The organism is Methylobacterium sp. A54F, from assembly GCF_053346035.1.
The window spans coordinates 39,251-61,021 of record NZ_JBKFBF010000005.1 but is presented as its reverse complement, the minus strand read 5'-3'; the positions used below and the strand labels follow the sequence as shown (position 1 = coordinate 61,021).

Below are 21,771 nucleotides of genomic sequence, written 5' to 3'. Positions count from 1 at the left end.
GGCGCGGCATCGTCGGACCCGACACGGCGATCGAACGGACATCGATGCACGCCGGCCCGGCTCAATCCTCGCAGGAGCCGCCCGAATCCCCGTCGCAGCCGCCACCCGTGTCCGTGGATCCGCCGGGGTCGCCGGAGCCCCCGCCGCTGCCGCGCCTGCGGCGCTCGAACCAGGCGCCGTCGAGCCACATCCGGATCAGCTGCCAGCCCCCCGCCATCATGACCGCGGCGATTGCGAGGGCGACGAGGCGGGGCGCGTCGAGGCGCTGGCCCGGCCAGGCCAGCCACGACCACAGCGCACCGCCCGCAAGGTAGGCGCCGAACAGCGCCACGGCCGCTCCGATGGCGGCGTCCCGGCCCCCGGCCGGACGGGGTTCGGCGCTCATCGCCGCCTCCATATTCCGTAGTAGCCCTCAGGTTTCACGAGAGCTCCTCCTGCGAGATGGGACGTGTGGGCGGCGCTGCCAGCCCTGCATTGAACCCTTGCGAGACCGGAGCCGTTTCCCACACGCTGCCGCGCTCGCCCGCTCCGTGGCCCCGGAGGCTCATTGCTCCTGCCCGCGCTGATCGTCCTGACGCTCGCCGTCCCTCGGCTCGGGGCGGAGCTCGACGCCGCCCGGACGCGGGCTGCGGCGGGGGTCGCCGCCCTGGAGGCGCTCGCCGCCGCGCCGCCCGCCGGGATGCCGCGCTTCCTCGCGGAAGCCCGCGCGGTCTCGAACTGGCGCGGCGAGGCCGCGGCCTCCCTCCGGCCCGGCGCCCTCGCGCTGGCGGTGCGCTTCGCGGCGAACGATCCCGCCTTCGTGGCCCGCTGCGTGAAGCTCAACAACTACTGGTGCATCAAGCGGGCCCGCTGGACGGGGGAGATCGGCGCCGACGCCGAGGGGCACACCGCCTTCGCGACCGCCGCGAACGGCGCCGATGCGGCGGCCCTGCTGCTGCGGCGCTACTACCGCGGGTTCGGGCGCCGCACGGCGCTCGCCGTGGTGCGGCGCTGGGCGCCCGCCGAATGCGGGCCCGCGCGCGGCACGGGCGCCGCCCCGGTCTCGACGGCGCTGGCCCCCCGCGGGATCGGCGGTACGCTCCGCGCCCGCTACCTCGCCCGCCACCGCCCCGGCGGTGCGCCCCGCCGCATGGCCGGGGCGCCGGGCCGGGCCGGGGCGCTGCGGGTGCAGCCCTGGTCGCGCCTCGCGCAGGGCGGCCCCCGCGCGCGGTCGCGTCCCCTGGCGCCGCTCCCGCCCCTGAAGCCGGTGCCGGACGTCGTGGCGCGTCTCTCGCCTGAGCCGCTGGCCGCTAGGCCCGAGCCCAAGCCGAGCCGGGGTGCGGCGGATCCGGCAGCCCTCCTCGACCGGCGCACGCCCGCGCCCCGGACCCTCGTGGTCGAATCGGCCGCCCTCCCGGCCATCGCGGCGGGGCTGCCGCTCCTGCCCCTCACGATGCCGCCGCCGCTCCTCTGCGCCGGCGACGAGGTGCGGATCGCGAACTACGCCGCCCGGATCGCCGGGAGCGTCGGCGCGCGGCCGGGCGACGACCTCGCCCTGTTCCTGCCGGACGGGCGCCCGGGGCCGAACCTCGCCCCGGTCCTGCTCGCCATGTCGTCGGTCGAACTCGGCACCTTCGCGGCCACCCCGGCGCTCGTCGAGGCGGCCATCGCCCGGCTCGCCGAACGGCCTATGGAGGACCCGACCGCCGAGGCCAGGCGCTGATCGGCGGGCGTCGATCGAGAGCGCGCAAGCCTTGCGGTGGGCGTCCCCCCGCGCCACCTCAGCCCGGCCCCCGCACGCCCCCGCGTGCCGCCCCACGTCCTTCCGAGCCCGAGCCGAGCCGTGCCGCCCCTGTTGAGCTTCGCCGCGCGCGCCGGAAGCGCCGTCCGGTCCTTCGCCGAGGCGTCGAGCGACCTCCTGATCCAGCCGACGCTCCGCCTCGGCGTGACGGGCCTCGCCCGCTCGGGCAAGACGGTGTTCACCACGGCGCTGATCCACCACCTCGTGGAGGGCCACGCGCTGCCGGCCTTCGCGCCCGCCCAGGAGGGGCGCCTGCGCCGCGCCCGGCTCGTGCCGCAGCCCGACGACGACGTGCCCCGCTTCCCCTTCGAGGATCACATCGCCGCGCTCACCGAGGCGCGGCGCTGGCCGCGCTCCACGGACCGGATCAGCCAGTTCCGCCTCGCCATCGAGTACGAGCGGGCCGGCGGATGGCGCTCGGGCCCCGGCAGCCTGATGCTCGACGTCGTGGACTATCCGGGCGAATGGCTCCTCGACCTCGCGCTGATCGAGCAGAGCTACACGAGCTGGTCGCGCGCGACCCTCAGCGGCACCCGCCGGACCGGGCGCGGGGCGGCCGCCGCGCCCTGGCTCGCCGTGACCGCCGCCCTCGACCCGAACGGACCCCTCGACGAGCCGCTTGCCGAGCGGGCGAGCGAGGCCTTCAAGGGCTACCTCGCGGCGCTGCGGGCCGGCCCCGAGGCCGTCGCCACCACGCCCCCTGGACGCTTCCTGATGCCGGGCGACCTCGCGGGCTCGCCGGCCCTCACCTTCGCGCCGCTCGACAACCTGCCCGAGACGATCGCCCCCGACAGCCTCGCGGGCCTGATGGAACGGCGCTTCGAGGCCTACAAGGCCAAGGTGGTGCTGCCCTTCTTCCGCGAGCACTTCCAGCGGGTCGACCGCCAGATCGTGCTGGTCGACGTGCTGGCGGCCGTCGATGCCGGCCCCTCCGCCCTCGCCGAGCTGGAGGAGGCCCTGGACGCGGTGCTGCTCAGCCTCAACATCGGGCGCAACACGCTGCTGTCCCGCCTGTTCGCGCCGCGGGCGGACCGGGTGCTGTTCGCCGCGACCAAAGCCGACCACCTGCACCAGACAAGCCACGACCGGCTCGATGCGCTGCTGCGCCTGCTGGTGTCGCGCGCCATGCGCCGCACGGAGGCCGCGGGCGCGCGCGTCGGCACCGTGGCCCTCGCCTCCGTGCGGGCGACCCGCGAGACCACCGTCCACGACGACGGCGCCGCACTGCGGGCCGTCGCGGGGACGCCGGAGGCGGGCGAGGCGATCGGCGGCGAGGTCTTCGACGGAACGAGCGAGGCCGCGGTCTTTCCCGGCGAGCTTCCCGTGCGGCCCGAGGCGGTGCTGGAGGGCGCGGTGCCGCCGGGCTCCCTGCGCTTCCCGCGCTTCCGCCCGCCGGCGCTCCGCCCCGACGCCCTCGGCCGGCCCGGCCACCTGCCGCAGATCCGCCTCGACCGGGCCATGCAGTTCCTGATCGGCGACCGGCTCGCATGAGGCCGGCCTTGAGGATGATCCGATGAGCTCCTCCCAGCGTCCGCGCGCGTTCCGCATCACGCCGACGGACGGCACCGACGCCGCGCACGGGACCGCTCCCTCGCCGGAGTTCCCGGAGGGCGTGCGCATCGTCGAGGAGCCGTTCGAGATCGTGGAGGCGGCCGACGGCGTCGCCGTGCCGGTCGCGCCGAAGCGGCGCGCGCCCTGGGGCTCGCTCCTGATGCTGGCGCTCGGCGGCCTCGTCTCGCTGGGGGTCGGCCTCTCCGTGGAGCGGCTGATCGCGGACCTGTTCCAGGCCGCGCCCTGGCTCGGCGGGGTGGCGCTGGCGCTGCTCGCGCTCGCGGGCGTCGCCTTCCTGGCGCTCGTCGCGCGGGAGCTCGGCGGGCTCTGGCGGGAGCGGAAGATCGAGCGCCTGCGCCAGGATGCCGTGGACGCCATGGCGGCGCGCGACCACACCGGCGCGCAGGGCGTGGTGCGCGAGCTCGCGGGCCTCTACGCGAACCGGCCCGGGCTCGCCGGGGGCCGCCAGCGCCTCGACGCGCTGGGGGATGCGATCCTGGACGTCGAGGACCGGCTCGGCATCGCCGAGCACGAGCTGCTCGCCGACCTCGACCGGCAGGCCCGCAACGCCATCGCGGCGGCGGCCAAGCAGGTCTCGGCCGTCACCGCGCTGAGCCCGCGGGCGATCGTGGACGTCGCCTTCGTGGTCTTCTCCGCGGTGCGCCTGCTGCGCCGGCTCGCCACGATCTACGGCGGGCGGCCGGGCTTTCTCGGCTTCCTGCGGCTCGCCCGCGCGGCCTTCGCGCACCTCACGGTCACGGGCGGCATGGCGGTGGGCGAGAGCATGATCCAGCAGGTGCTGGGCCTCGGGCTCGCCGCCCGCATCTCGGCCAAGCTCGGCGAGGGCGTGCTGAACGGGCTGATGACCGCCCGGTTCGGGCTCGCGGCGCTGGCGGTCTGCCGCCCCCTGCCCTTCGTGCGCGAGGCACCGCCTCGCCTCGCCGACGTGGCCGGGGAACTGCTCCGCTCCGCCGAGGCGGAGACCAAGGGCGAGGAGCGGGGCGCCGGGCGGGGCTCAGCCCCCTGAGGCCTGCTTCGCCCCCGGTGCGGCCTGCGCCGCCCGCCGGTTGGCGATGCGGCTGAACATGTTGCCGGTGTAGTCGGCGACCTTCGGCTTCTCGACGGCGTCGACCTGCGCCTCGAAGGCCTCGATGCGCTTGAGGAGCGCCGCATCGTTGAAGATGGAGCTGTTGAAGGTGGTGCTGGCCCTCGGGCCGAGGGCCGCCTGCACCCGCTCGAGCCGTTCCAGGAGCTCTTTTCTCGTCACATCGGTCTCCCGCGGGGGGCGAAGCGCCCCGAACCCGGGACCCATCCAGCCCCCGCAGGGTTAACGGTGCGTTAAGGGGCGCCGGTTCTCCACGGCTCCCGGCGCGGGTCAGACCTCCTCGGTCCCCTCCTCCTCGCCCTCGATGTGCTCCACCGAGACGACGCGCTCGGCCTTGTCCGTGTTGAACACGGTGACGCCCTGCGAGGCGCGGCCGACGATGCGGATGTCGTCCACCGGCACGCGGATCAGCTGGCCGGCATTGGTCACCAGCATGATCTGGTCCGTGGCCTCCACGGGAAACGAGGCCACGAGGCTGCCGTTGCGGGGGTTGACGCGCATCGCCGTGATGCCCTTCCCGCCCCGGTTCGAGGTCCGGTACTCGTAGGAGGACGAGCGCTTGCCGAAGCCCCGCTCCGACAGGGTCAGCACGAACTGCTCGGCCGCGCTCATCTCGGCGTAGCGCTCCGTGGAGATCGCGGCCTCGCCGGTGGCCTCCTCGGCCTCCTCCGGCGCCTCGCCCTCCGCTGCGTCGCCCATCACGGCGCGGCGCATCTTGAGGTAGCCGGCCCGCTCCTCCGGGCTCGCCTCGAAGGCGTTGAGGATCGCCATCGAGATCACGCGGTCGCCCTCGGCGAGGTTGATGCCGCGCACGCCCGTCGAGTCGCGTCCCTTGAAGACGCGCACGTCCTCCACGGGGAAGCGGATGCACTGGCCCTCTCCCGTGGTGAGCAGCACGTTCTGGTCGGGGCGGCAGATCTCGACGTGGACGATGTGGTCGCCCGCATCGAGCTTCATGGCGATCTTGCCGTTGCGGTTCACCTGCACGAAGTCGGACAGCTTGTTGCGGCGGACGTTGCCGCTCGCGGTCGCAAACATCACGTCGAGGGTCTCCCAGGAGGCCTCGTCCTCCGGCAGCGGCATGATGGTGGTGATGCGCTCGCCCTGCTGCTGCAGCTGAAGGATGTTGACGAGCGCCTTGCCGCGGGCGTTCGGGGCGGCGATCGGCAGGCGCCAGACCTTCTCCTTGTAGGCCTGGCCCTGGTCGGAGAAGAACAGCACCGGCGTGTGGGTGCTCGCCACGAACAGGCGGGTGACGAAATCCTCGTCGCGGGTCGTCATGCCCGAGCGGCCCTTGCCGCCGCGGCGCTGCGCCCGGTAGGTCGAGAGCGGCACCCGCTTGACGTAGCCGGCGTGGGACACGGTGACGACCATGTCCTCCCGCTGGATCAGATCCTCGTCCTCGACGCTCGAATCGTAATCGACGATCTCGGTCCGGCGGGGCGTGGCGAACTGCGTGCGCACCTCCGTCAGCTCGTCCTTGACGATGCCCTGGATGCGGGCGCGCGAGCGCAGGATGTCCAGGTAGTCCGCGATCTCGTCCGCGAGCGTCTTCAGCTCGTCCCCGATTTCGTCGCGGCCGAGCGCCGTGAGACGCTGCAGGCGGAGATCGAGGATCGCGCGGGCCTGCACCTCGGAGAGCCGGTAGGTGCCATCGTCGGCGACGCGGTGGCGGGGATCGTCCACCAGCGCGATCAGCGGCGCGATGTCGTGGGCCGGCCAGTCGCGGGCCATCAGCGCCTCGCGGGCGGTGTTCGGGTCCGGCGAGGTGCGGATCAGGCGGATCACCTCGTCGATGTTGGCGACCGCGATGGCGAGCCCGCACAGGACGTGGGCGCGTTCGCGCGCCTTGCCGAGCAGGAACTTGGTGCGCCGGGAGACCACCTCCTCGCGGAAGTCCACGAAGGCGAGGAGCAGGTCCCGGAGGTTGAGGAGTTCCGGGCGGCCGCCGTTCAGCGCCACCATGTTGCAGCCGAACGAGGTCTGCAGCGGCGTGTAGCGGTAGAGCTGGTTCAGCACCACGTCCGCCATGGCGTCGCGCTTCAGCTCGACCACGATGCGCATGCCGTCGCGGTCGGATTCGTCGCGCAGGTCGGAGATGCCCTCGACGCGCTTGTCCTTCACGAGCTCGGCGATCTTCTCGACGAGCGTCGCCTTGTTCACCTGATACGGGATCTCGGTGAAGATCAGCGCCTCGCGTTCCTTGCGCAGCTCCTCCACGTGGGACTTCGCCCGCATGATGATGGAACCGCGGCCCGTGGCGTAGGCCTGCCGGGTGCCGGCCCGCCCGATGATGAGGCCGCCGGTGGGGAAGTCGGGGCCCGGCACGATCTCGTTCAACGCCTCGATGGTGAGGCCGGGATCGTCGAGGAGGGCGATGCAGGCGTCGATCAGCTCGCCGAGATTGTGCGGCGGGATGTTCGTCGCCATGCCGACCGCGATGCCGCCGGCGCCGTTGACGAGGAGGTTCGGGAAGCGGGCCGGCAGGACGGTCGGCTCCTCGCGCGACTCGTCGTAGTTCGGCTGGAAGTCGACGGTGTTCTTGTCGATGTCGGACAGCAGCGCCGTGGCGGGCTTGGCGAGGCGCGATTCGGTGTAGCGCATGGCGGCCGGCGGATCGCCGTCCACCGAGCCGAAATTGCCCTGCCCGTCGATGAGCATCAGGCGCATCGAGAAGTCCTGGGCCATGCGCACCAGGGCGTCGTAGATCGATTGGTCGCCGTGCGGGTGGTAGAGGCCGATCACGTCGCCGACGATGCGGGCCGACTTGACGTACTTGCGCTCCGGCAGGTGGCCGGACTCGAAGGCCGAGTAGAGGATGCGCCGGTGCACGGGCTTGAGGCCGTCGCGCGCGTCCGGCAGCGCGCGGCTCACGATCACGCTCATCGCGTAGTCGAGGTAGGAGCGGCGCATCTCGTCGGTGATGGAGACGGGCTTGATGTCCGTGGCGGGCGGGGGCGGCGCGCCGGAATCGGTGTTGTCTGCCAAGGTCTTCTTCCGTCTCGGCGGGGGGAGCCCACCTGGTCTGGGGCGAAGCCGTCCGGGAAGCCGCCTGGGAGCGGCGCCGGAGGTTCGGGAATACGAATGAAATCAGATGGTTAAATAATCATCAGCACGGGCCCGCGCAAGGCGCCGCGCGGCATCATCCGCACCGGTCTACGGGCGGACCGGTGCCCCCGTTCCGGCCTCTTCCCCTCGCCCCGGGGGCCGGCCGCCGCGCCCCGGCCCGACCGGCGTCGGCCTCCCCTCAGGCCGCGAGCTTCTCCGGGGTCGCGGCGCGGCGCAGCGCCCGCTTCCGGGGGGCCGCAGCGGCCGGTCGGCCGATGCCGAGGAACGTCTCGACCTCCGCGAGGCTCGCGAAGGGCATGAATTCCGGGCGCAGGGGCGCCGGCAGGCCCGCGAAGCCAAGGCCCGGGAACGTGTCGGGGTGGGGGTAGAGCTGGAACGGCGCGCCCTCCCCCTCCGGCGGGAACAGGATGGCGACCTTGACGCCGTCGCGCCGCACGAGGCGGGTCGTGGTGTAGCCGAAGGATTCGATGGTGAAGGAGCGATCGTTCATCGCGTCGGGTCCTCGTCGGTGCGGGTTTCGGTGCGGGTTTCGGTGGTGATGAGGCGCAGGTCGTGCGCGGCGGCGCCGATCCAGTCCTTGAGCTTGGTGTGGCGGGCCCGCGCGCGGGTGCCGCGGAGCGCCGCCGCGAGGGCGCGGCGCTCGCCGATCAGCACCACCAGGCGGCGGCCGCGGGTGACGCCCGTGTAGAGCAGGTTGCGGGCGAGCATCGTCCAGGCCTGGAGCGTCACCGGGAGCACCACGGCCGGGTACTCGGAGCCCTGGCTCTTGTGGATCGTGGTGGCGAAGGCGGGGTTGAGGGTGTCGAGCTCGGCGAACGGGTAGGCGACCGCCCGCCCCTCGAAGTCGACCGTGAGGATCCCGGCCTCGGCGTCGATGCCGACCACCCGGCCGAGGTCGCCGTTGAAGACCTCCCGGTCGTAGTCGTTCCGGGTCTCCATCACGCGGTCGCCGACCGCGAAGCGCCAGCCGAAGCGCTCGACCGCGGCGGGCGGGTTCGGGTTCAGCACGCGCTGAAGCTCTTGGTTGAGGTTGCGGCTGCCGAGGCTGCCCCGCACCATCGGCGTCAGCACCTGCACCTCGTTCGCCGGGTCGAGGCCGAAGCGGGCGGGGATGCGCCGCGTCACCACCTCGACGAGGGTCTCCAGCGCCGCCTCGGCGTGGTCCACCTCGATCAGGAAGAAGTCGCTCTCAGCGCCCCGCGGGGGCGCCTCGGGCATCCGGCCCCCGTTGATGCGGTGGGCATTGACCACGATCCGGCTCTCGGCGGCCTGGCGGAAGACCTCGGTGAGGCGGGCCACCGGAAGGCGCCCGGAGGCGATCAGGTCGGCCAGCACCTGGCCGGGGCCGACCGAGGGAAGCTGGTCGACGTCGCCGACGAGGAGGAGCGCCGCCGGCTCGGGCACCGCCTTGAGGAGCGCGTTCATCAGGGGCACGTCGACCATGGAGGTCTCGTCGATGACGAGCAGGTCGCACGCGAGCGGGTTGTCGAGCCCGCGCGAAAAGCCGCCGTTGCGCGGGTCGACCTCCAACAGCCGGTGGATCGTCTTCGCCTCGATGCCGGTCTGGTCCGACATCCGCTTGGCGGCCCGGCCGGTCGGGGCGGCGAGGAGCACCCGCGCGCCCTTGGCGACGAGGATGCGCAGGATGGAATCGAGGGTCGAGGTCTTGCCGACGCCGGGGCCGCCGGTGACGATCGACAGCTTCTGCGAGAGCACGAGGCGCACCGCCTCCCGCTGCGAGGGGGAGAGGGTCTTGCCCGTCTGCGCCTCGACCCAGGGCCCCGCCCGGTCGAGGTCGATCGCCCCCCAGGGCGGAGCCCCGGCGGCGCGGGCCACGAGGCGCTCGGCGATGGACCGCTCGGCCCCGTGCAGGCCCTTGAGGAACAGGCAGGGACGGCCGTCGAGCTCGTCCGCCACCACCTCCTCGGCCGCCCGCACTGCGAAGGCGGCGGCGGCCTCGACGAGCGCCGGCTCCACCTCGAGAAGGCGGCTCGCCAGCCGGATGAGGTCGTCGACCGGCAGACCGCAATGGCCCTCGTCCATGGCGGTCTGCAGCGCGTAGGCGATGCCGGCGGCGAGCCGCTTCGGGGCCTCGGGGGCGAGCCCGAGCCGCATCGCGATGGCGTCGGCCGTGCGGAAGCCGATGCCGCGGATGTCGCGGGCCAGGCGATAGGGGTCCTCCCGCATCACCGCGATGGCCTCGTGCCCGTAGGTCTTGAAGATCCGCACCGCCCGGGCCGTGCCGACGCCGTTCGCGTGCAGGAACACCATGATCTCGCGCACCGCCCGCTGCTCGGCCCAGCCGCGCAGGATCTGCTCGGCGCGCTTGCGCCCGACGCCCGTGACCTCCCTGAGGCGGTGCGGCTCGGCCTCGATGACCGCGAAGGTGTCCTCGCCGAAGGCCGCCACGATCGCCTTCGCCATCGCGGGGCCGATGCCGCGCATCTGGCCCGAGGCGAGGTAGCGCTCGATGCCCTCGATGCCGGTGGGCGGCGTCGCCCGGAGGGTGTCGGCCCGGAACTGCAGGCCGTGCGAGCGGTCGGAGACCCAGCGCCCCTGCGCGGCGATCCACTCGCCCGCCCCGATCGCCGGGGCGTGCCCGACCAGGGTGACGAGGTCGCGCCGGCCGCGCACCTGCACCTTGAGGACGCAGAAGCCGGTATCCGGGCTGTGGAACGTGACGCGCTCGACGGTGCCCGTGAGCGCTTCCGCCGGCGTGCCGTTCTGCAGGTCTTCGGGACGCACCATCCGGTTCATGGGACGCGACGCTCACGCGGTCCTGTCAAGCGGGCGGGTCAGGCGGCCGAGCGCCGGCCGGAGCCGCGCTCCTTGCGGCCCGGCCAGCCGAGCGCGACGAGGCGGGCCTTGGCGTAGTCCCGCACCTCGTCCCGGGTGCCCGCCGGAAAGCGCGCGAGGATGCCCTGCGTCTCCCCGTCGAGCATCAGGTCGGTGACGGCGTTGATGGTCTCGGCCTCGTCGATGCGGCGCTTGAGGTCGCCCTCGGCCTCCGTCACCTCGTCGAAGGGCTCGGCCGCCTCGAAGGCGTCGTCCACGGCGCGGATCGGCAGCGCGTGGCCCTGGCGGAACTCGTCGGCCTCCTCCTCCGAGTAGACGAGCCCGTGCAGCTCGATCAGCTTGAGGATGACCCTGTCCTTACCCCGCTTCTCGGCCATGGCGTAGACGTAGGCCGCCTGCTTGCCGGACACCCGGTAGTTGACGTTGATCAGCGCCTCGCCGAGCGACCATTCCACCCGCTCCGTCCCGGCCTTGCCGTCCGGCAGGCGTCCGGTGACGAGGATGACCGCCTCGTCCCGCTCGGCCCGGATGATGGTCGGCGGGTCGAACGCGATGCCGGCCTGCGCGGCGATGCGCTCCAGCGTCTTGTGATAGATCACGGCCGTGCCCTGGACGCGCCAGACGTTGCCCCCGAAGGGCTCGCCGTAGCGCACCAGGATGTCGGCGATCTGCTTGTCGGCCGTCCGCATGGATCTGGCTCCCGACGCACCGCCGCAGCGGAAGAACCCGCCCCACGGCCACGTTTGTTCGCGATTTGTTCCTGTGGATATGTAGCCGTTTCGGGCTTGCGTGCCAAGGCTTGCCGGTCATCTGCGGCGCGAACGCGTTCGCGCCGTTTCGTCGCTGACCGGGCGCAGTCAGGCGGCCGTCGCACGATCGATCGACCCGTGGCGGTATCCGCGGATCCAGGTCGGGGAGAGCAGGTCGCCCTCCTCCGTGACGACCCAGGCCTCATCGTCGGGCCCGTAGTCGGCGGCGCGGCGGATGGCATCCGCCAGGGTCGCGAAGCGGGCTCGGGCGGCGAGCCTCGGCCCCGTCGCGGTGACGTGCCAGACCTGCAGCGCGGCGGGCCTCAGGAGGGCTTCGGTCTCCATCTCAGGCCTCCTCGGATGCGAGAGCTTCGGGTGTTGGGGTTCCGGATATGGGGGCCCGCTGCGCGAGCAGGCGGTCGAGGGCGCGCAGGACCGCGCACTTCGCCCGGCGTTCGTTCGAGCGCTTCACGGCAGCCTCCTTCGGCGGGTTCGGGGATTGTCCCCGGCGGCCCGGGAGGGGCCGCCGCATCGGGCGGGGCGGATGCGGGGGCCTCGTCCCGCATCCGGCCGAGCTTTCGGTCGCCTCAGTGCCCGGGCGCCGAGACGCGGGCACCCCAGACGTTGAGGGTGCGGTCGGCGGGCTGCGCGACGGGCCCGGACACGACCTCGGAGGAGGACCGGGATGCCGGGGCCCGGCCGAGGACCGCGTAGCGCGCGGGGGCCTGGATCGTCGCGGCGGCAGGCTCGCCGAACGTCCGCACCTGGAAGTCGTGGCCCCAGGCCGTGACGGTCCGGGTCTCGCCGGCGGTGGCGGCGGTGGCGAAGAGCGCGAGGGCGACGGTGGCGGTGATGCGAAGGGTCATGTCGGGTCTCCATTGGGATCGTGGGTTGCTTCGGGTGATGGCGAGTATCCCGATCTGCCGAACGACGTGTATCGATGTCGTTTCTGCTGCCGGTATGCTTGCCGGATGTGGAAGAGAGACTTGAGAGCTTGGGTTGTTTTGCTCGGTCTCTGTCGTCCTCATCTGTATTGACCCTACCCTCCTCCCCGCCCGGAATCCTGAAGGCGCGCCGAACCGTTCTGAAATGACGCTGAGGTTTTCTGAGAGGGCGGCTGATCGGCGCCGGCGGCCCGCGCGAGGACGCGCGACCCGGGGGGCGCGGGCCGCGTCGAACTCGGTCGTTGGCTCGGGGGCCGCCGAAGGCTGCGGATCAGGCCGCTCGGTCCGGAAGGCCCGCCGCCCGCAGATGGGACGCGAGCCGCTCGGTCATGGCCCGGTCCTGGCCGTAGGCCTGCGCGACCCGGGGCAGCCCGATGTGGAAGGCGGGGCTCTGCCGCAGCAGCTCGGCGGTGCGCAACTGTGCCTCGTCGCGGCGACCGAGGGCGATGGCCGCCGCCGCGCCCATGGCGTGGGCCATCGTGTAGCCCGGGTTGCGGTGGCTCGCCTCGGTGGTGAGCCTGACCGCCTCCTCGAAGCGGTCGAGGGCGTAGAGCGGGCCGGCGGCGATGCCCTGGAAGAAGGCCGGTGCGAGGGGGCTGAGGCCGATCGCGCGCTCGATGCTCGCGAGCGCGGCGTCGTAGGCGCCGACCGCCGTCCGGGCGAGGCTGAGGAAGGCGAGGCTCGTCGCGTCGCCGGGGCTCAGCGCAATGCACCGCTCGGCGGCGATCAGCGCCTCGCCGTGCCGTCCGGCGAGGAGCAGGGCGTAGCTGAGGGCGCGATGGCCGACCGGGATCGCGGGGTCGCGCTCGATGCCCGTCCGGATTCCCGCGATGGCCTCGGGCAGGCGATCCGGCCCGACCGTGCCGGAGATCGCCATGCCGGCATCCGTCGCGAGGCAGAAGCCGAGCGCGATCCGGGCGACCGGATAATCCGGGTCGCGCTCGACGGCGTTCTCCAGCTCGGTCCGGGCGGCGACGACGCCCGCGGGCGTGAGCTGCAGCATCTGCGCGACCGCCTGGAAGGTGAGCGCGTAGACGTCGAGGCTCGCCGGCGCCTGGCGCAGGCTCGCGGCCTGGGCGCTGCTCTGGAGGCCCGAGAACAGGGTTCCGGCGATGCGGGCGACGAGCTCGTCCTGCACCGCGAACACCTCCGCGGCCGCGAAGGCGTAGCGCTCCGCCCAGACTTCGCCGTCGCTCGGTCCCTCGACGAGACGGGCGGTGACGACCATGCGCTCGCCGGCCCGCCGGATGCTGCCCTCCAGCACGTAGCGGACACCGAGGAGCCGGGCGATGTCGGAGGCGGTGCCGCCGGCGGCCCGCGCCGCGAAGGCGCTCTGGCGGGCGATCACCGTCAGGCTGCGGTTGCGGGCGAGCTCGGTGATGACGTCCTCGGCGAAGCCCGCGCCGAGGGCGCCGTAGCCGCCGGGCCCCTCCGCGAACTCGTCGAAGGGCAGGACCGCGATGCTCGGCCAGAAGCGCGCGGGCGCACCGGCCGGCTCCGGGGACTCCGCCGGCGCGGCGGGGGCGGACTCGGGCAGGATCAGCCGGTAGCCGCGGCGCGGCACCGTCCGGATCAGGTCGCGGGCCTCCGCCCCGAGGACCCGCCGGATCTCCGAGATGCACTGGGTCAGCGAATCCTCGGTGACGATCACCCCGGGCCAGCAATCGGAGAGCAGCGCGTCCTTGTCGACGAGGTCGCCCGCCTCCTCGGCGAGCCGGCGCAGCACCGCGAAAGCCCGGGGGCGCAGGTCACGCCGCGTCCCGTCGCGCCCGGTGACCTGTTCGCGGCGAAGGTCGACCACGACGTCGGCGAGCGCGATGCTGTCGATCATGGCGATCCGCGTCGTCCGGCGCCCATCCCGGCCCTCCCCTCGCGGCGGAGGCGGGCTCCGCACGGGTGAGCGGAGGATACCCCACGCGGGCCGGGAGGCAATTCGCGGCTGCCCGCCGTGACCCGCCACGCGATGAAAGCCCCGGGACGTCTCTGCGACGTCCCGGGGCCTGGCCCGCAGCAATCCCGGTGATCGGCCTGCGCGGCCTAGAACGGGATGTCGTCGTCGAGGTCGTAGTTCGGACGGGATCCGCCACCGCCGCCACCGGCCGGGGCCCGGCGCTCGCTGCCCGAGGAGCGGCCGCCGCCACCACCGCCACCGAAGTCGCCGCCGCGGCTGATCTGGCCGCCGCCCTCGTCCTCCGAGGCGAACTCGCCGCCACCGCCGCCGCGCCCGTCGAGGATCGTCATCTCGCCGCGGAAGCGCTGAAGCACCACCTCGGTCGTGTACTTCTCGACGCCCGAGTTGTCGGTCCACTTGCGGGTCTGGAGCTGGCCCTCGATGTAGACCTTCGAGCCCTTGCGCAGGTACTGCTCGGCCACCCGGGCCAGGTTCTCATTGTAGATCACGACCGAGTGCCACTCGGTCTTCTCCTTGCGCTCGCCGGAGGCCTTGTCCTTCCAGGACTCCGAGGTGGCCAGCCGCAGGTTGACCACGGGGTCGCCGGAGGCGAGCCGCCGCGTCTCGGGGTCCCGCCCGAGGTTGCCGACGAGAATCACCTTGTTCACGCTGCCCGCCATGTCTCTCTCCTTGCCGTCGATCTCACAGGGCCGTTCCGAGCAAGCCGGCCGCCACCCATCCTTGGGCTCAGCGCGGACCCGCCGCAATCCGCGCGGTCGGCTTGTTCCCGCAAAACACATGGTTTGCGGACCGTTCTGTTCTACATTTGTTCGTCGCTGAGGACAAGCCCGGCGCGGGGCCGGACCGGCCGGCGTCCCCGCCTCAGGAGACCTTCACGACGAGCTTGCCGAAGTTGCGCCCGCGCAGCATGCCGATGAACGCCTCGGGCGCGTTCTCCAGGCCCTCCACCAGATCCTCGCGGTACTTCACCCGCCCGTCGCGCAGCCACTGCCCGACGTCGCGGGCGAAGGCCGGCGCCTGGTCGGCGAAGTCCCAGACGATGAAGCCCTGGATGCGCAGGCGCTTCGTCAGCACCATCCGCATCAGGGCCGGCGAGCGGTCCGGCCCGTCCGGAAGCGCCGTGGCGTTGTAGGCCGAGACGAGCCCGCAGACGGGCATGCGGGCGAAGTCGTTGAGGAGCGGCAGCACCGCCTCGAAGACGGGGCCGCCGACATTCTCGAAATACACGTCGATGCCCTTCGGGCAGGCCTCCGCCAGGGCCTCCCGCAGGTTCTCGCCGCGGTGGTCGACCGCGGCGTCGAAGCCGAGCTCCTCGGTGAGATAGGCGCACTTCTCCGAGCCCCCCGCGATGCCGACCGCACGGGCCCCTTTCAGCCGCGCGATCTGCCCGACGAGCGAGCCCACCGGACCGGCGGCGGCCGCTACCACCACGGTCTCGCCCGGCTTCGGGTCGCCGATGGTGAGGAGGCCCGTATAGGCCGTCATGCCGGGCATCCCCAGGATGCCGAGCGCCGTGCTCGGGGGCGCCGCCCCGGGGTCGACCTTGCGCAGGCCGGTCCCGTCCGAGACGAGGTAGTCCTGCCAGCCGCCCTGGGCGAGCACGAGATCTCCCTCCCGGAACTTCGGATTGTCCGAGGACACGACCTCGCTCACCGTCTGGCCGACCATGACGTCGCCGATCGCCACGGGCTCGGCGTAGGACTTCGCCGCACTCATCCGGCCGCGCATGTAGGGGTCGAGGGAGAGGTAGCGGGTGCGCAGGAGGAGCTCGCCCTCCCCGGCACTCGGCACGCGGTTCTCCTCCAGCCGGAAATGGGCCGGGGTCGGCTCGCCGTGCGGGCGCGAGGCCAGGACGATGCGGCGGTTCATGGCGGCCATGGCTGGGCTCCGGAAACGCGAGGGGGCTGCCCACCGAGATGGGGCGCCCGCGCCCCGGGGCAAACCGTTTCGCGCGCCGCGCGTTGAGCCCGCAGCCGGCGCGTCGCGCGTCGAGGAGACCGGACCGATGGGCCGTCACGGATACCGCGCGGCGGCACTTGCCGCCCTGTCGCTTGCCGCGATCCTCGGCCTCGCCGCGACCGCGCGCGCCGCGAGCCCGCGGGACCGCCTGGAGGGCTATCGCTGGAAGGCGCGGGTGCTGGTTCTGTCCGCGCCGGAGGCGGGCGACCCGCGCCTCGGCGCGCAGCGGGAGGCCCTGGCGTCCGCGCGGGCCGGAACCGCGGAGCGTGCGCTCGTGGTGATCGAGGCCGTGGGGCCCGGGGCGGAGGCGGTGGCGCTGCGCCGGCACCTCGGCCTGCCGGAGGACGCATTCCGGGCCGTGCTCGTCGGCAAGGACGGGGGCGCCAAGCTCAGCGCCGCCGAGCCGATTCCGCCGCAGAAGCTGTTTGCCACGATCGACGCCATGCCGATGCGCCGCGACGAGATGCGGGGCCGCTGACGCGCACGAAAAAGGGCCGCCTTCCGGCGGCCCCCTTCATACCATCGATGGCTCAGTAGCAGCGCTCGACCAGCACCCGGCGATAGCCGTAGGGGGTCCAGCGCACCCGCGGGACCGTGTAGCAGCCGCCGCCGTAGCCGTAATCGTAGCCGCCGTAGCCGACCGGGGCATAGCCATAGCCGTAGCCCGGGTAGCCGTAGCCACCGTAGCCGCCGTAGAGCCCGCCCGCAGCGAGGCCGAGGCCGACGCCGAGACCCAGGCCGCCGAGGCCGTAGCCGAAGCCGCGGCGATAGCCGTAGCCGCGATACCCGCCGAAGCCACCCCGGTAACCACCGAAGCCGCCGCGGTAGCCGCCGAAGCCGACGCCCCGGTAGCCGCCGAACCCGCCCCGGAAGCCGCCACCCCCGAAGCCGCCCCGGAAGCCGCCGCCGCCGAAGCCGCCGCCATGGAACCCACCGCCGTGGAATCCGCCGCCGCCGAAGCCGCGGGCGTCGGCCGCCGCGGGCAGCATTGCCAGCGCGCCGACCGACAGCGCCGAGGCAAGAAGAATACGCTTCATCACGTCCACTCCTGGAAGGGTCGTCGCCCCTGTCCGGCTGAAACGTGCAACCGTCCTCGACGGTTCAGGGCGCCGATGCCGCGGGGCGGGCACGTTCCCGTGTGCGGCCCCCGCCGGCCGGTCGATCGCTTGAACAGGACGCGGGTTTCGGGCGAAAACCTGTGCCAATCGCCCGCAAGAGCCTGTCACTCGCCAGTCACCCCCGGATCGCCCGATGATGCCACGCCTCGCCCTGCTCGCGCTCCTCGCCCTGACGGCGGAGGCGGCAGGCCCCGCCCGCGCGGCGCCGGCTTCTCCCCAGGCCGCCACCCCGTGCCGGTCGGCACAGGCCGAGGGCGAGACCTACACGGTGTGCATCGTCGACCTGAAGCAGCAGCACGTGCGCCTGTTCTGGCTCGGCCCGGACGGACTTCCCTACTCGTCCCTCTCGAACCTCGCCGAGAAGCAGGGTCCCTCCCTCGGCTTCGCGATGAATGCCGGCATGTACGACAAGGGCCAGGCGCCGGTGGGCCTCTACGTCGAGGAGGGCCGCGAGATGAAGGGCGTCTCGACCGCGAACGGTCCGGGAAACTTCCACCTGAAGCCGAACGGCATCTTCTACGTGAAGGGCGACCGGGCCGGCGTGCTCGAGACCGGGCGCTACCTGAAGGCGCGCGTGAAGCCCGACTTCGCCACCCAGTCCGGCCCGATGCTGGTGATCGACGGGCACATCCACCCGAAGATCTCGACGGACGGCCCGTCTCAGAAGATCCGCAACGGGGTCGGGGTGCGCGACGGCGGGCGCACCGCCGTCTTCGCGATCTCCGAGCGGCCCGTGAGCTTCGGCGCCTTCGCGCGCCTGTTCAAGGACGACCTCGGCTGCACGAACGCCCTCTTCCTCGACGGGAGCGTGTCGAGCCTCTACGCCCCCGCCCTCAAGCGCACGGACCTCAGCCGCCCGCTCGGGCCGCTGGTGGGGGCGGTGTCGCGCTGAAGCCCCTCAGCGCTGGCCGAAGCTGGCGTCCCGGAACAGGTCCTTGAGGGTGTGGGGCTGGGAGCGCCAGTACTGGTGCGGGGCCCGCACCTGGGCGCCGAGCTCGGCCGCCGCGTGCCAGGGCCAGCGGGGATCGTAGAGCATGGCGCGGGCGAGCGAGATCGCGTCGGCGCGGCCCTCTTCGAGGATCGCCTCGGCCTGGCGCGCCTCGGTGATCAGGCCGACCGCGATGGTGACGAGCCCGGTCTCCGCCCGGATGCGCTCGGCATGGGGCACCTGGTAGCCCGGCCCGAGCTTGATCGCCTGCTTGGGCGAGACGCCGCCGGTGGAAACGTGGATCGCCGGCGAGCCGCGCTGCTTCAGCGCCCGGGCGAGCTCCACGGTCTCGTCGAGGCTCCAGCCGTCCTCCACCCAGTCCGTCGCCGAGACGCGGAGCCAGACCGGCCGGCCCGACGGCACCACGTCGCGCACCGCCTCGTAGACTTCGAGGGGGAAGCGCATCCGGTTCTCCAGGCTGCCGCCGTAGGCGTCGGTGCGGCGGTTGGCCAGCGGCGAGAGGAACTGGTGCAGCAGGTAGCCGTGAGCGCCGTGCAGCTCCACCGCCTCGATGCCGAGGCGCACGGCGCGCCGCGCCGTCGCCACGAAGGCCTCGCGGATCCGCTTCAGGTCGGCGTCGTCGAGGGCGTGGGGCGGCACCTCGCCCTCCCCGTGCGCCAGCGCCGAGGGCGCCTCGGTGCGCCAGCCGTAGGGCGCCTCCGGCGGGATCTGCGCCCCGCCCCGCCAGGGCGCCTCGCTCGACGCCTTGCGCCCCGCATGAGCGATCTGGATGCAGACCGGGATCGGCGCGTACTCGCGGACCGCGCCGAGGACGCGCGCCAGCGCCCGCTCGGTGGCGTCGTCGTAGAGGCCGAGGTCCCAGGCGGTGATGCGCGCCTCCGGCGAGACGGCGGTGGCCTCCAGCGTCAGCAGCCCCGCGCCCGACATCGCGAGCTGGCCGAGATGCATCATGTGCCAGTCGGTGGCGGCGCCGTCCCGCGCCGAGTACTGGCACATGGGCGCGATCAGGATGCGGTTCTCAAGGGTGAGGGCATCGAGCGTCAGGGGCTCGAACAGGCGTGCGGTCATCGTGCGCGGGCTCCGGGACGCGGGTGGGCGCTATGTGGCGCAGGGTTCGCCGGCGCGCCAGGGGCGTTATCCCCGGGCATTCCCCCCGATGCCCCGGGCGCCGAGGCTCTCTCCGATCTCCTCCAGCACGCTGGGGTCGTCGATCGTCGCCGGCATGGTCCAGGGCTCGTGGTCGGCGATGCGCTTCATGGTGGCGCGCAGGATCTTGCCCGAGCGGGTCTTGGGCAGGCGCGGCACGGTCAGCGCCAGCTTGAAGGCCGCCACGGGGCCGATGCGCTCGCGCACCAGCGCCACGAGCTCCCGCTCGATCTCGGCGGGGTCGCGCTCCACCCGCGCCTTCAGCACCACGAACCCACAGGGCGCCTCGCCCTTCAGCGCGTCGCGGATGCCGATGACCGCGCACTCGGCGACGTCCGGGTGGGAGGCGAGCACCGCCTCCATGCCGCCGGCGGAGAGGCGGTGGCCCGCAACGTTGATGATGTCGTCGGTCCGCCCCAGGACGGTGACGTAGCCGTCCGCGTCGACGACGCCGGCGTCCGAGGTGTCGTAGTAGCCCGGGAAGGTCGTGAGGTAGCTCGCCCTGAAGCGCTCGTCCGAGCCCCAGAGGGTCGGCAGGCAGCCCGGCGGCAGCGGCAGCTTCAGGGCGATCGTGCCCATGGTGTCGCGCGGCAGCGGCTTGCCGCCCTCGTCGAGGACGTGGAGGTCGTAGCCCGGCATCGGCACGCAGGTGCTGCCGTGCTTGACCGGCAGGAGGCCGAGCCCGACCGGGTTGCCGGCGATCGGCCAGCCCGTCTCGGTCTGCCACCAGTGGTCGATGACCGGCCGGTCGAGCACCCGCTCGGCCCAGGCCACCGAATCGGGATCCGCCCGCTCGCCGGCGAGGAACAGGGTCCGAAAGGCGGAGAGGTCGTGCTCGGGCACCCGCTCGCCGCCCGGATCCTCCTTCTTGATCGCCCGCAGCGCCGTAGGCGCGGTGAACAGGCAGACGACGCCGTACTCGGCGATCACCCGCCAGAAGGCCCCGGGGTCCGGCGTGCCGACCGGCTTGCCCTCGTAGAGCACGGTGGTGCAGCCGTGCAGGAGCGGGCCGTAGACGATGTAGGAGTGGCCCACCACCCAGCCGATGTCGGATGCGCAGAAGTAGGTCTCGCCGGGCTGCACGCCGTAGAGGTTCGGCATCGACCAGGCGAGCGCCACGAGGTAGCCGCCGGTGTCGCGCACCACGCCCTTGGGCTTGCCGGTGGTGCCCGAGGTGTAGAGCACGTAGAGCGGGTCCGTGGCGGCGACGGGCACGCAATCCGCGCGCCGGCCTGCCGCCTTCGCGTCCGCGACGGCCTCGGCCCAGTCCCGGTCGCGCCCCGCCTCGAGCGAGGCGGCGCATTGCGGACGCTGCAGGATGAGGCAGGCGGCCGGCTTATGCGCCGAGGCCGCGAGCGCCGCGTCGAGGAGCGGCTTGTAGGCGACCGTCCGGTTCGGCTCGATGCCGCAGGAGGCGGCGAGCACCACCTTCGGCTGCGCGTCCTCGATCCGCACGGCGAGCTCGTTGGCCGCGAACCCGCCGAACACCACGGAGTGGATCGCCCCGAGGCGGGCGCAGGCGAGCATGCCGTACACCGCCTCAGGCACCATCGGCATGTAGAGCACCACGCGGTCGCCCGGCCCTACGCCCAGGTCGGCGAGCACCCCGGCGAGGGTCGCGACCTCGTCGCGCAACGCCGCGTAGGTGATCGCGCGCTTCGTGCCGGTGACGGGCGAATCGTAGAGGATCGCGGCTTGGTCGGCCCTGGCGCCGTCCGCGTGGCGGTCCACGGCGTTGTGGCAGGCGTTGAGGCGGGCGTCCGGGAACCAGCGGCCGTAGGCACCGGCCTCGGGGTCGAAGGCGCGCGTCGGCGCGCCGTCCCACTCGATGGCGCGGGCCGCCTCGAGCCAGAACGCCTCCGGGTCCGCGAGCGAGGCCGCGTGGACCTCCGCGTAGCGGCCGGGCAGCGATGCGGTTCGGGGTTGCGTGTTCATGGGGGCCTCGGAGCGTCCTCACCGGGCGGGCTTGCGGTGCCCGCCTCTTGGCCCTGCGGAGCAGGGGGAATCCCTCTGTAGCAGGCGCGCGCGCGAAGGCGATGGCCCCCGGAACGCAAAACCGCCACGCTGTCGGGGACGGCGCGGCGGCGGAACTTAGGGACTGTTGGGCTGGTGGCCGGTCAGTGGATCGTGTCGGCAGAGGCCTGGAGCCGGTTGATCTCGTCCTTGAGGTGGAGTTTCCGTCGCTTGAGCTCGGCGATCCTCAGATCGTCTTCCGCGGGCCTATGGATCGCTTCCTGAATCTCACGCTCGAGGGCTTCGTGCTTCCGGGTGAGCTGGCTCAGATGCGTCTGCAGCGACATGAGTCGATTCCTCCTGTCATCGTTCCGACGCACCGAATCTGGCACAGGATGAGCCGGCTGTCGAAGCGATTCCGGTGGCCAAGCTTGCTGAATGCTTGCCGGCGCCGGGGCGCTGGCGCATGGTCCCGCTCGACGCGGACCTCGGAACTCGATGCGGCATGACGGTTAGGTTGGTCGAGGATGGGCAGGCCGAGATCGTCGGCGAGCTGGCGCGGCTGCGCGAGGAGCACCGCGACCTGGACGGGGCGATCGACGCGCTGGAGCGCACCATCCTGGGCGACCAGCTCCAGATCCAGCGCCTGAAGAAGCGCAAGCTCACCCTGCGCGACCGCATCTCCTACCTCGAGGACCAGATCACCCCCGACATCATCGCCTGAGAGCGGTGGATCGGGG

General features: G+C 73.0%; 22 protein-coding genes. 6 read left to right on the top strand and 16 right to left on the bottom strand.

Translation table 11 applies throughout. The features are described 5' to 3' along the window. Positions 1–61 precede the first annotated feature (61 nt). Positions 62–385 (bottom strand): hypothetical protein, encoded by a 324-nt coding sequence (locus ACLBXP_RS09995; RefSeq protein WP_447667490.1) that lies wholly within the window; start codon positions 383–385, stop codon positions 62–64. Positions 386–547: 162 nt separating this feature from the next. Here ACLBXP_RS09995 and ACLBXP_RS09990 point away from each other — a divergent pair, with 162 nt between their 5' ends. From ACLBXP_RS09990 to ACLBXP_RS09980, 3 genes are all read left to right on the top strand, one after another. Further along, complete coding sequence (locus ACLBXP_RS09990) at positions 548–1,702, top strand: hypothetical protein (protein WP_447667489.1); 1,155 nt, start codon at positions 548–550, stop codon at positions 1,700–1,702. 120 nt (positions 1,703–1,822) lie between these two features. Next, positions 1,823–3,271 carry a YcjX family protein gene (locus ACLBXP_RS09985; RefSeq protein WP_447667488.1) on the top strand — a complete coding sequence of 483 codons (1,449 nt, stop codon included), beginning with the start codon at positions 1,823–1,825 and terminating at the stop codon, positions 3,269–3,271. A gap of 22 nt (positions 3,272–3,293) precedes the next feature. Then, positions 3,294–4,358, top strand: a complete 1,065-nt coding sequence (locus ACLBXP_RS09980; protein WP_447667487.1) for a YcjF family protein — start codon at positions 3,294–3,296, stop codon at positions 4,356–4,358. Here ACLBXP_RS09980 and ACLBXP_RS09975 read toward each other — a convergent pair. From ACLBXP_RS09975 to ACLBXP_RS09925, 11 genes are all read right to left on the bottom strand, one after another. Then, complete coding sequence (locus ACLBXP_RS09975; RefSeq protein ID WP_447667486.1) at positions 4,347–4,598, bottom strand: hypothetical protein; 252 nt, start codon at positions 4,596–4,598, stop codon at positions 4,347–4,349. The genes ACLBXP_RS09980 and ACLBXP_RS09975 overlap by 12 nt on opposite strands. 108 nt (positions 4,599–4,706) lie before the next feature. After that, positions 4,707–7,424 (bottom strand): DNA gyrase subunit A, encoded by a 2,718-nt coding sequence (gene gyrA, locus ACLBXP_RS09970; RefSeq protein ID WP_447667485.1) that lies wholly within the window; start codon positions 7,422–7,424, stop codon positions 4,707–4,709. A 259-nt stretch (positions 7,425–7,683) separates the two neighbouring features. Then, on the bottom strand, positions 7,684–7,995 hold the full coding sequence (locus tag ACLBXP_RS09965; RefSeq protein WP_447667484.1) for a hypothetical protein: 312 nt from the start codon (positions 7,993–7,995) through the stop codon (positions 7,684–7,686). After that, on the bottom strand, positions 7,992–10,262 hold the full coding sequence (recD2, locus tag ACLBXP_RS09960) for an SF1B family DNA helicase RecD2 (protein ID WP_447667483.1): 2,271 nt from the start codon (positions 10,260–10,262) through the stop codon (positions 7,992–7,994). Before recD2 ends, ACLBXP_RS09965 begins: the two co-directional genes overlap by 4 nt. Positions 10,263–10,300: 38 nt before the next feature. Further along, positions 10,301–10,990, bottom strand: coding sequence for a trna delta -isopentenylpyrophosphate transferase (locus ACLBXP_RS09955; RefSeq protein ID WP_447667482.1), 690 nt, complete (start codon positions 10,988–10,990; stop codon positions 10,301–10,303). 168 nt (positions 10,991–11,158) lie between these two features. Continuing rightward, positions 11,159–11,395 carry a hypothetical protein gene (locus ACLBXP_RS09950; RefSeq protein WP_447667481.1) on the bottom strand — a complete coding sequence of 79 codons (237 nt, stop codon included), beginning with the start codon at positions 11,393–11,395 and terminating at the stop codon, positions 11,159–11,161. A gap of 1 nt (position 11,396) precedes the next feature. Then, positions 11,397–11,522, bottom strand: a complete 126-nt coding sequence (locus ACLBXP_RS09945; RefSeq protein ID WP_447667480.1) for a hypothetical protein — start codon at positions 11,520–11,522, stop codon at positions 11,397–11,399. Between the two features lie 115 nt (positions 11,523–11,637). Next, positions 11,638–11,916, bottom strand: coding sequence for a hypothetical protein (locus ACLBXP_RS09940; RefSeq protein WP_447667479.1), 279 nt, complete (start codon positions 11,914–11,916; stop codon positions 11,638–11,640). Between the two features lie 349 nt (positions 11,917–12,265). Continuing rightward, on the bottom strand, positions 12,266–13,825 hold the full coding sequence (locus ACLBXP_RS09935; protein WP_447667478.1) for a winged helix-turn-helix domain-containing tetratricopeptide repeat protein: 1,560 nt from the start codon (positions 13,823–13,825) through the stop codon (positions 12,266–12,268). Between the two features lie 206 nt (positions 13,826–14,031). Next, positions 14,032–14,565: a single-stranded DNA-binding protein gene (ssb, locus tag ACLBXP_RS09930; protein WP_447667477.1), complete on the bottom strand. Its 534-nt coding sequence runs from the start codon at positions 14,563–14,565 to the stop codon at positions 14,032–14,034. Between the two features lie 202 nt (positions 14,566–14,767). Next, on the bottom strand, positions 14,768–15,784 hold the full coding sequence (locus ACLBXP_RS09925) for an NADP-dependent oxidoreductase (protein WP_447667476.1): 1,017 nt from the start codon (positions 15,782–15,784) through the stop codon (positions 14,768–14,770). 127 nt (positions 15,785–15,911) lie between these two features. On the opposite strand from ACLBXP_RS09925, the gene ACLBXP_RS09920 reads away from it, so the two are divergent. Beyond that, positions 15,912–16,343, top strand: a complete 432-nt coding sequence (locus tag ACLBXP_RS09920; protein ID WP_447667475.1) for a DUF4174 domain-containing protein — start codon at positions 15,912–15,914, stop codon at positions 16,341–16,343. A gap of 52 nt (positions 16,344–16,395) precedes the next feature. On the opposite strand, the gene ACLBXP_RS09915 is transcribed toward ACLBXP_RS09920, so the two are convergent. Then, positions 16,396–16,902 carry a hypothetical protein gene (locus ACLBXP_RS09915; protein ID WP_447667474.1) on the bottom strand — a complete coding sequence of 169 codons (507 nt, stop codon included), beginning with the start codon at positions 16,900–16,902 and terminating at the stop codon, positions 16,396–16,398. 214 nt (positions 16,903–17,116) lie between these two features. Between ACLBXP_RS09915 and ACLBXP_RS09910 the strand changes: the two genes are divergently transcribed. After that, complete coding sequence (locus tag ACLBXP_RS09910) at positions 17,117–17,875, top strand: phosphodiester glycosidase family protein (RefSeq protein ID WP_447667473.1); 759 nt, start codon at positions 17,117–17,119, stop codon at positions 17,873–17,875. A gap of 6 nt (positions 17,876–17,881) precedes the next feature. Here the strand turns inward: ACLBXP_RS09910 and ACLBXP_RS09905 are convergent, their stop codons facing one another. From ACLBXP_RS09905 to ACLBXP_RS09895, 3 genes are all read right to left on the bottom strand, one after another. Continuing rightward, complete coding sequence (locus tag ACLBXP_RS09905) at positions 17,882–19,000, bottom strand: NADH:flavin oxidoreductase/NADH oxidase (RefSeq protein ID WP_447667472.1); 1,119 nt, start codon at positions 18,998–19,000, stop codon at positions 17,882–17,884. 66 nt (positions 19,001–19,066) lie between these two features. Then, positions 19,067–21,013: a propionyl-CoA synthetase gene (locus ACLBXP_RS09900; RefSeq protein WP_447667471.1), complete on the bottom strand. Its 1,947-nt coding sequence runs from the start codon at positions 21,011–21,013 to the stop codon at positions 19,067–19,069. Positions 21,014–21,195: 182 nt separating this feature from the next. After that, complete coding sequence (locus ACLBXP_RS09895) at positions 21,196–21,378, bottom strand: YdcH family protein (RefSeq protein ID WP_447667470.1); 183 nt, start codon at positions 21,376–21,378, stop codon at positions 21,196–21,198. Positions 21,379–21,536: 158 nt separating this feature from the next. Here ACLBXP_RS09895 and ACLBXP_RS09890 point away from each other — a divergent pair, with 158 nt between their 5' ends. Continuing rightward, positions 21,537–21,755, top strand: a complete 219-nt coding sequence (locus tag ACLBXP_RS09890; RefSeq protein WP_447667469.1) for a YdcH family protein — start codon at positions 21,537–21,539, stop codon at positions 21,753–21,755. The last annotated feature ends 16 nt before the right edge of the window (positions 21,756–21,771 follow it).

Coding starts and splice junctions, on each gene's coding strand:
- ACLBXP_RS09995 (WP_447667490.1), bottom strand. CDS start 385: ATGAGCGCCGAACCCCGTCCGGCCGGGGGCCGGGACGCCGCCATCGGA.
- ACLBXP_RS09980 (WP_447667487.1), top strand. CDS start 3,294: ATGAGCTCCTCCCAGCGTCCGCGCGCGTTCCGCATCACGCCGACGGAC.
- ACLBXP_RS09965 (WP_447667484.1), bottom strand. CDS start 7,995: ATGAACGATCGCTCCTTCACCATCGAATCCTTCGGCTACACCACGACC.
- recD2 (WP_447667483.1), bottom strand. CDS start 10,262: ATGAACCGGATGGTGCGTCCCGAAGACCTGCAGAACGGCACGCCGGCG.
- ACLBXP_RS09955 (WP_447667482.1), bottom strand. CDS start 10,990: ATGCGGACGGCCGACAAGCAGATCGCCGACATCCTGGTGCGCTACGGC.
- ACLBXP_RS09950 (WP_447667481.1), bottom strand. CDS start 11,395: ATGGAGACCGAAGCCCTCCTGAGGCCCGCCGCGCTGCAGGTCTGGCAC.
- ACLBXP_RS09940 (WP_447667479.1), bottom strand. CDS start 11,916: ATGACCCTTCGCATCACCGCCACCGTCGCCCTCGCGCTCTTCGCCACC.
- ACLBXP_RS09935 (WP_447667478.1), bottom strand. CDS start 13,825: ATGATCGACAGCATCGCGCTCGCCGACGTCGTGGTCGACCTTCGCCGC.
- ssb (WP_447667477.1), bottom strand. CDS start 14,565: ATGGCGGGCAGCGTGAACAAGGTGATTCTCGTCGGCAACCTCGGGCGG.
- ACLBXP_RS09925 (WP_447667476.1), bottom strand. CDS start 15,784: ATGGCCGCCATGAACCGCCGCATCGTCCTGGCCTCGCGCCCGCACGGC.
- ACLBXP_RS09920 (WP_447667475.1), top strand. CDS start 15,912: ATGGGCCGTCACGGATACCGCGCGGCGGCACTTGCCGCCCTGTCGCTT.
- ACLBXP_RS09915 (WP_447667474.1), bottom strand. CDS start 16,902: ATGAAGCGTATTCTTCTTGCCTCGGCGCTGTCGGTCGGCGCGCTGGCA.
- ACLBXP_RS09910 (WP_447667473.1), top strand. CDS start 17,117: ATGATGCCACGCCTCGCCCTGCTCGCGCTCCTCGCCCTGACGGCGGAG.
- ACLBXP_RS09905 (WP_447667472.1), bottom strand. CDS start 19,000: ATGACCGCACGCCTGTTCGAGCCCCTGACGCTCGATGCCCTCACCCTT.
- ACLBXP_RS09900 (WP_447667471.1), bottom strand. CDS start 21,013: ATGAACACGCAACCCCGAACCGCATCGCTGCCCGGCCGCTACGCGGAG.
- ACLBXP_RS09895 (WP_447667470.1), bottom strand. CDS start 21,378: ATGTCGCTGCAGACGCATCTGAGCCAGCTCACCCGGAAGCACGAAGCC.
- ACLBXP_RS09890 (WP_447667469.1), top strand. CDS start 21,537: ATGACGGTTAGGTTGGTCGAGGATGGGCAGGCCGAGATCGTCGGCGAG.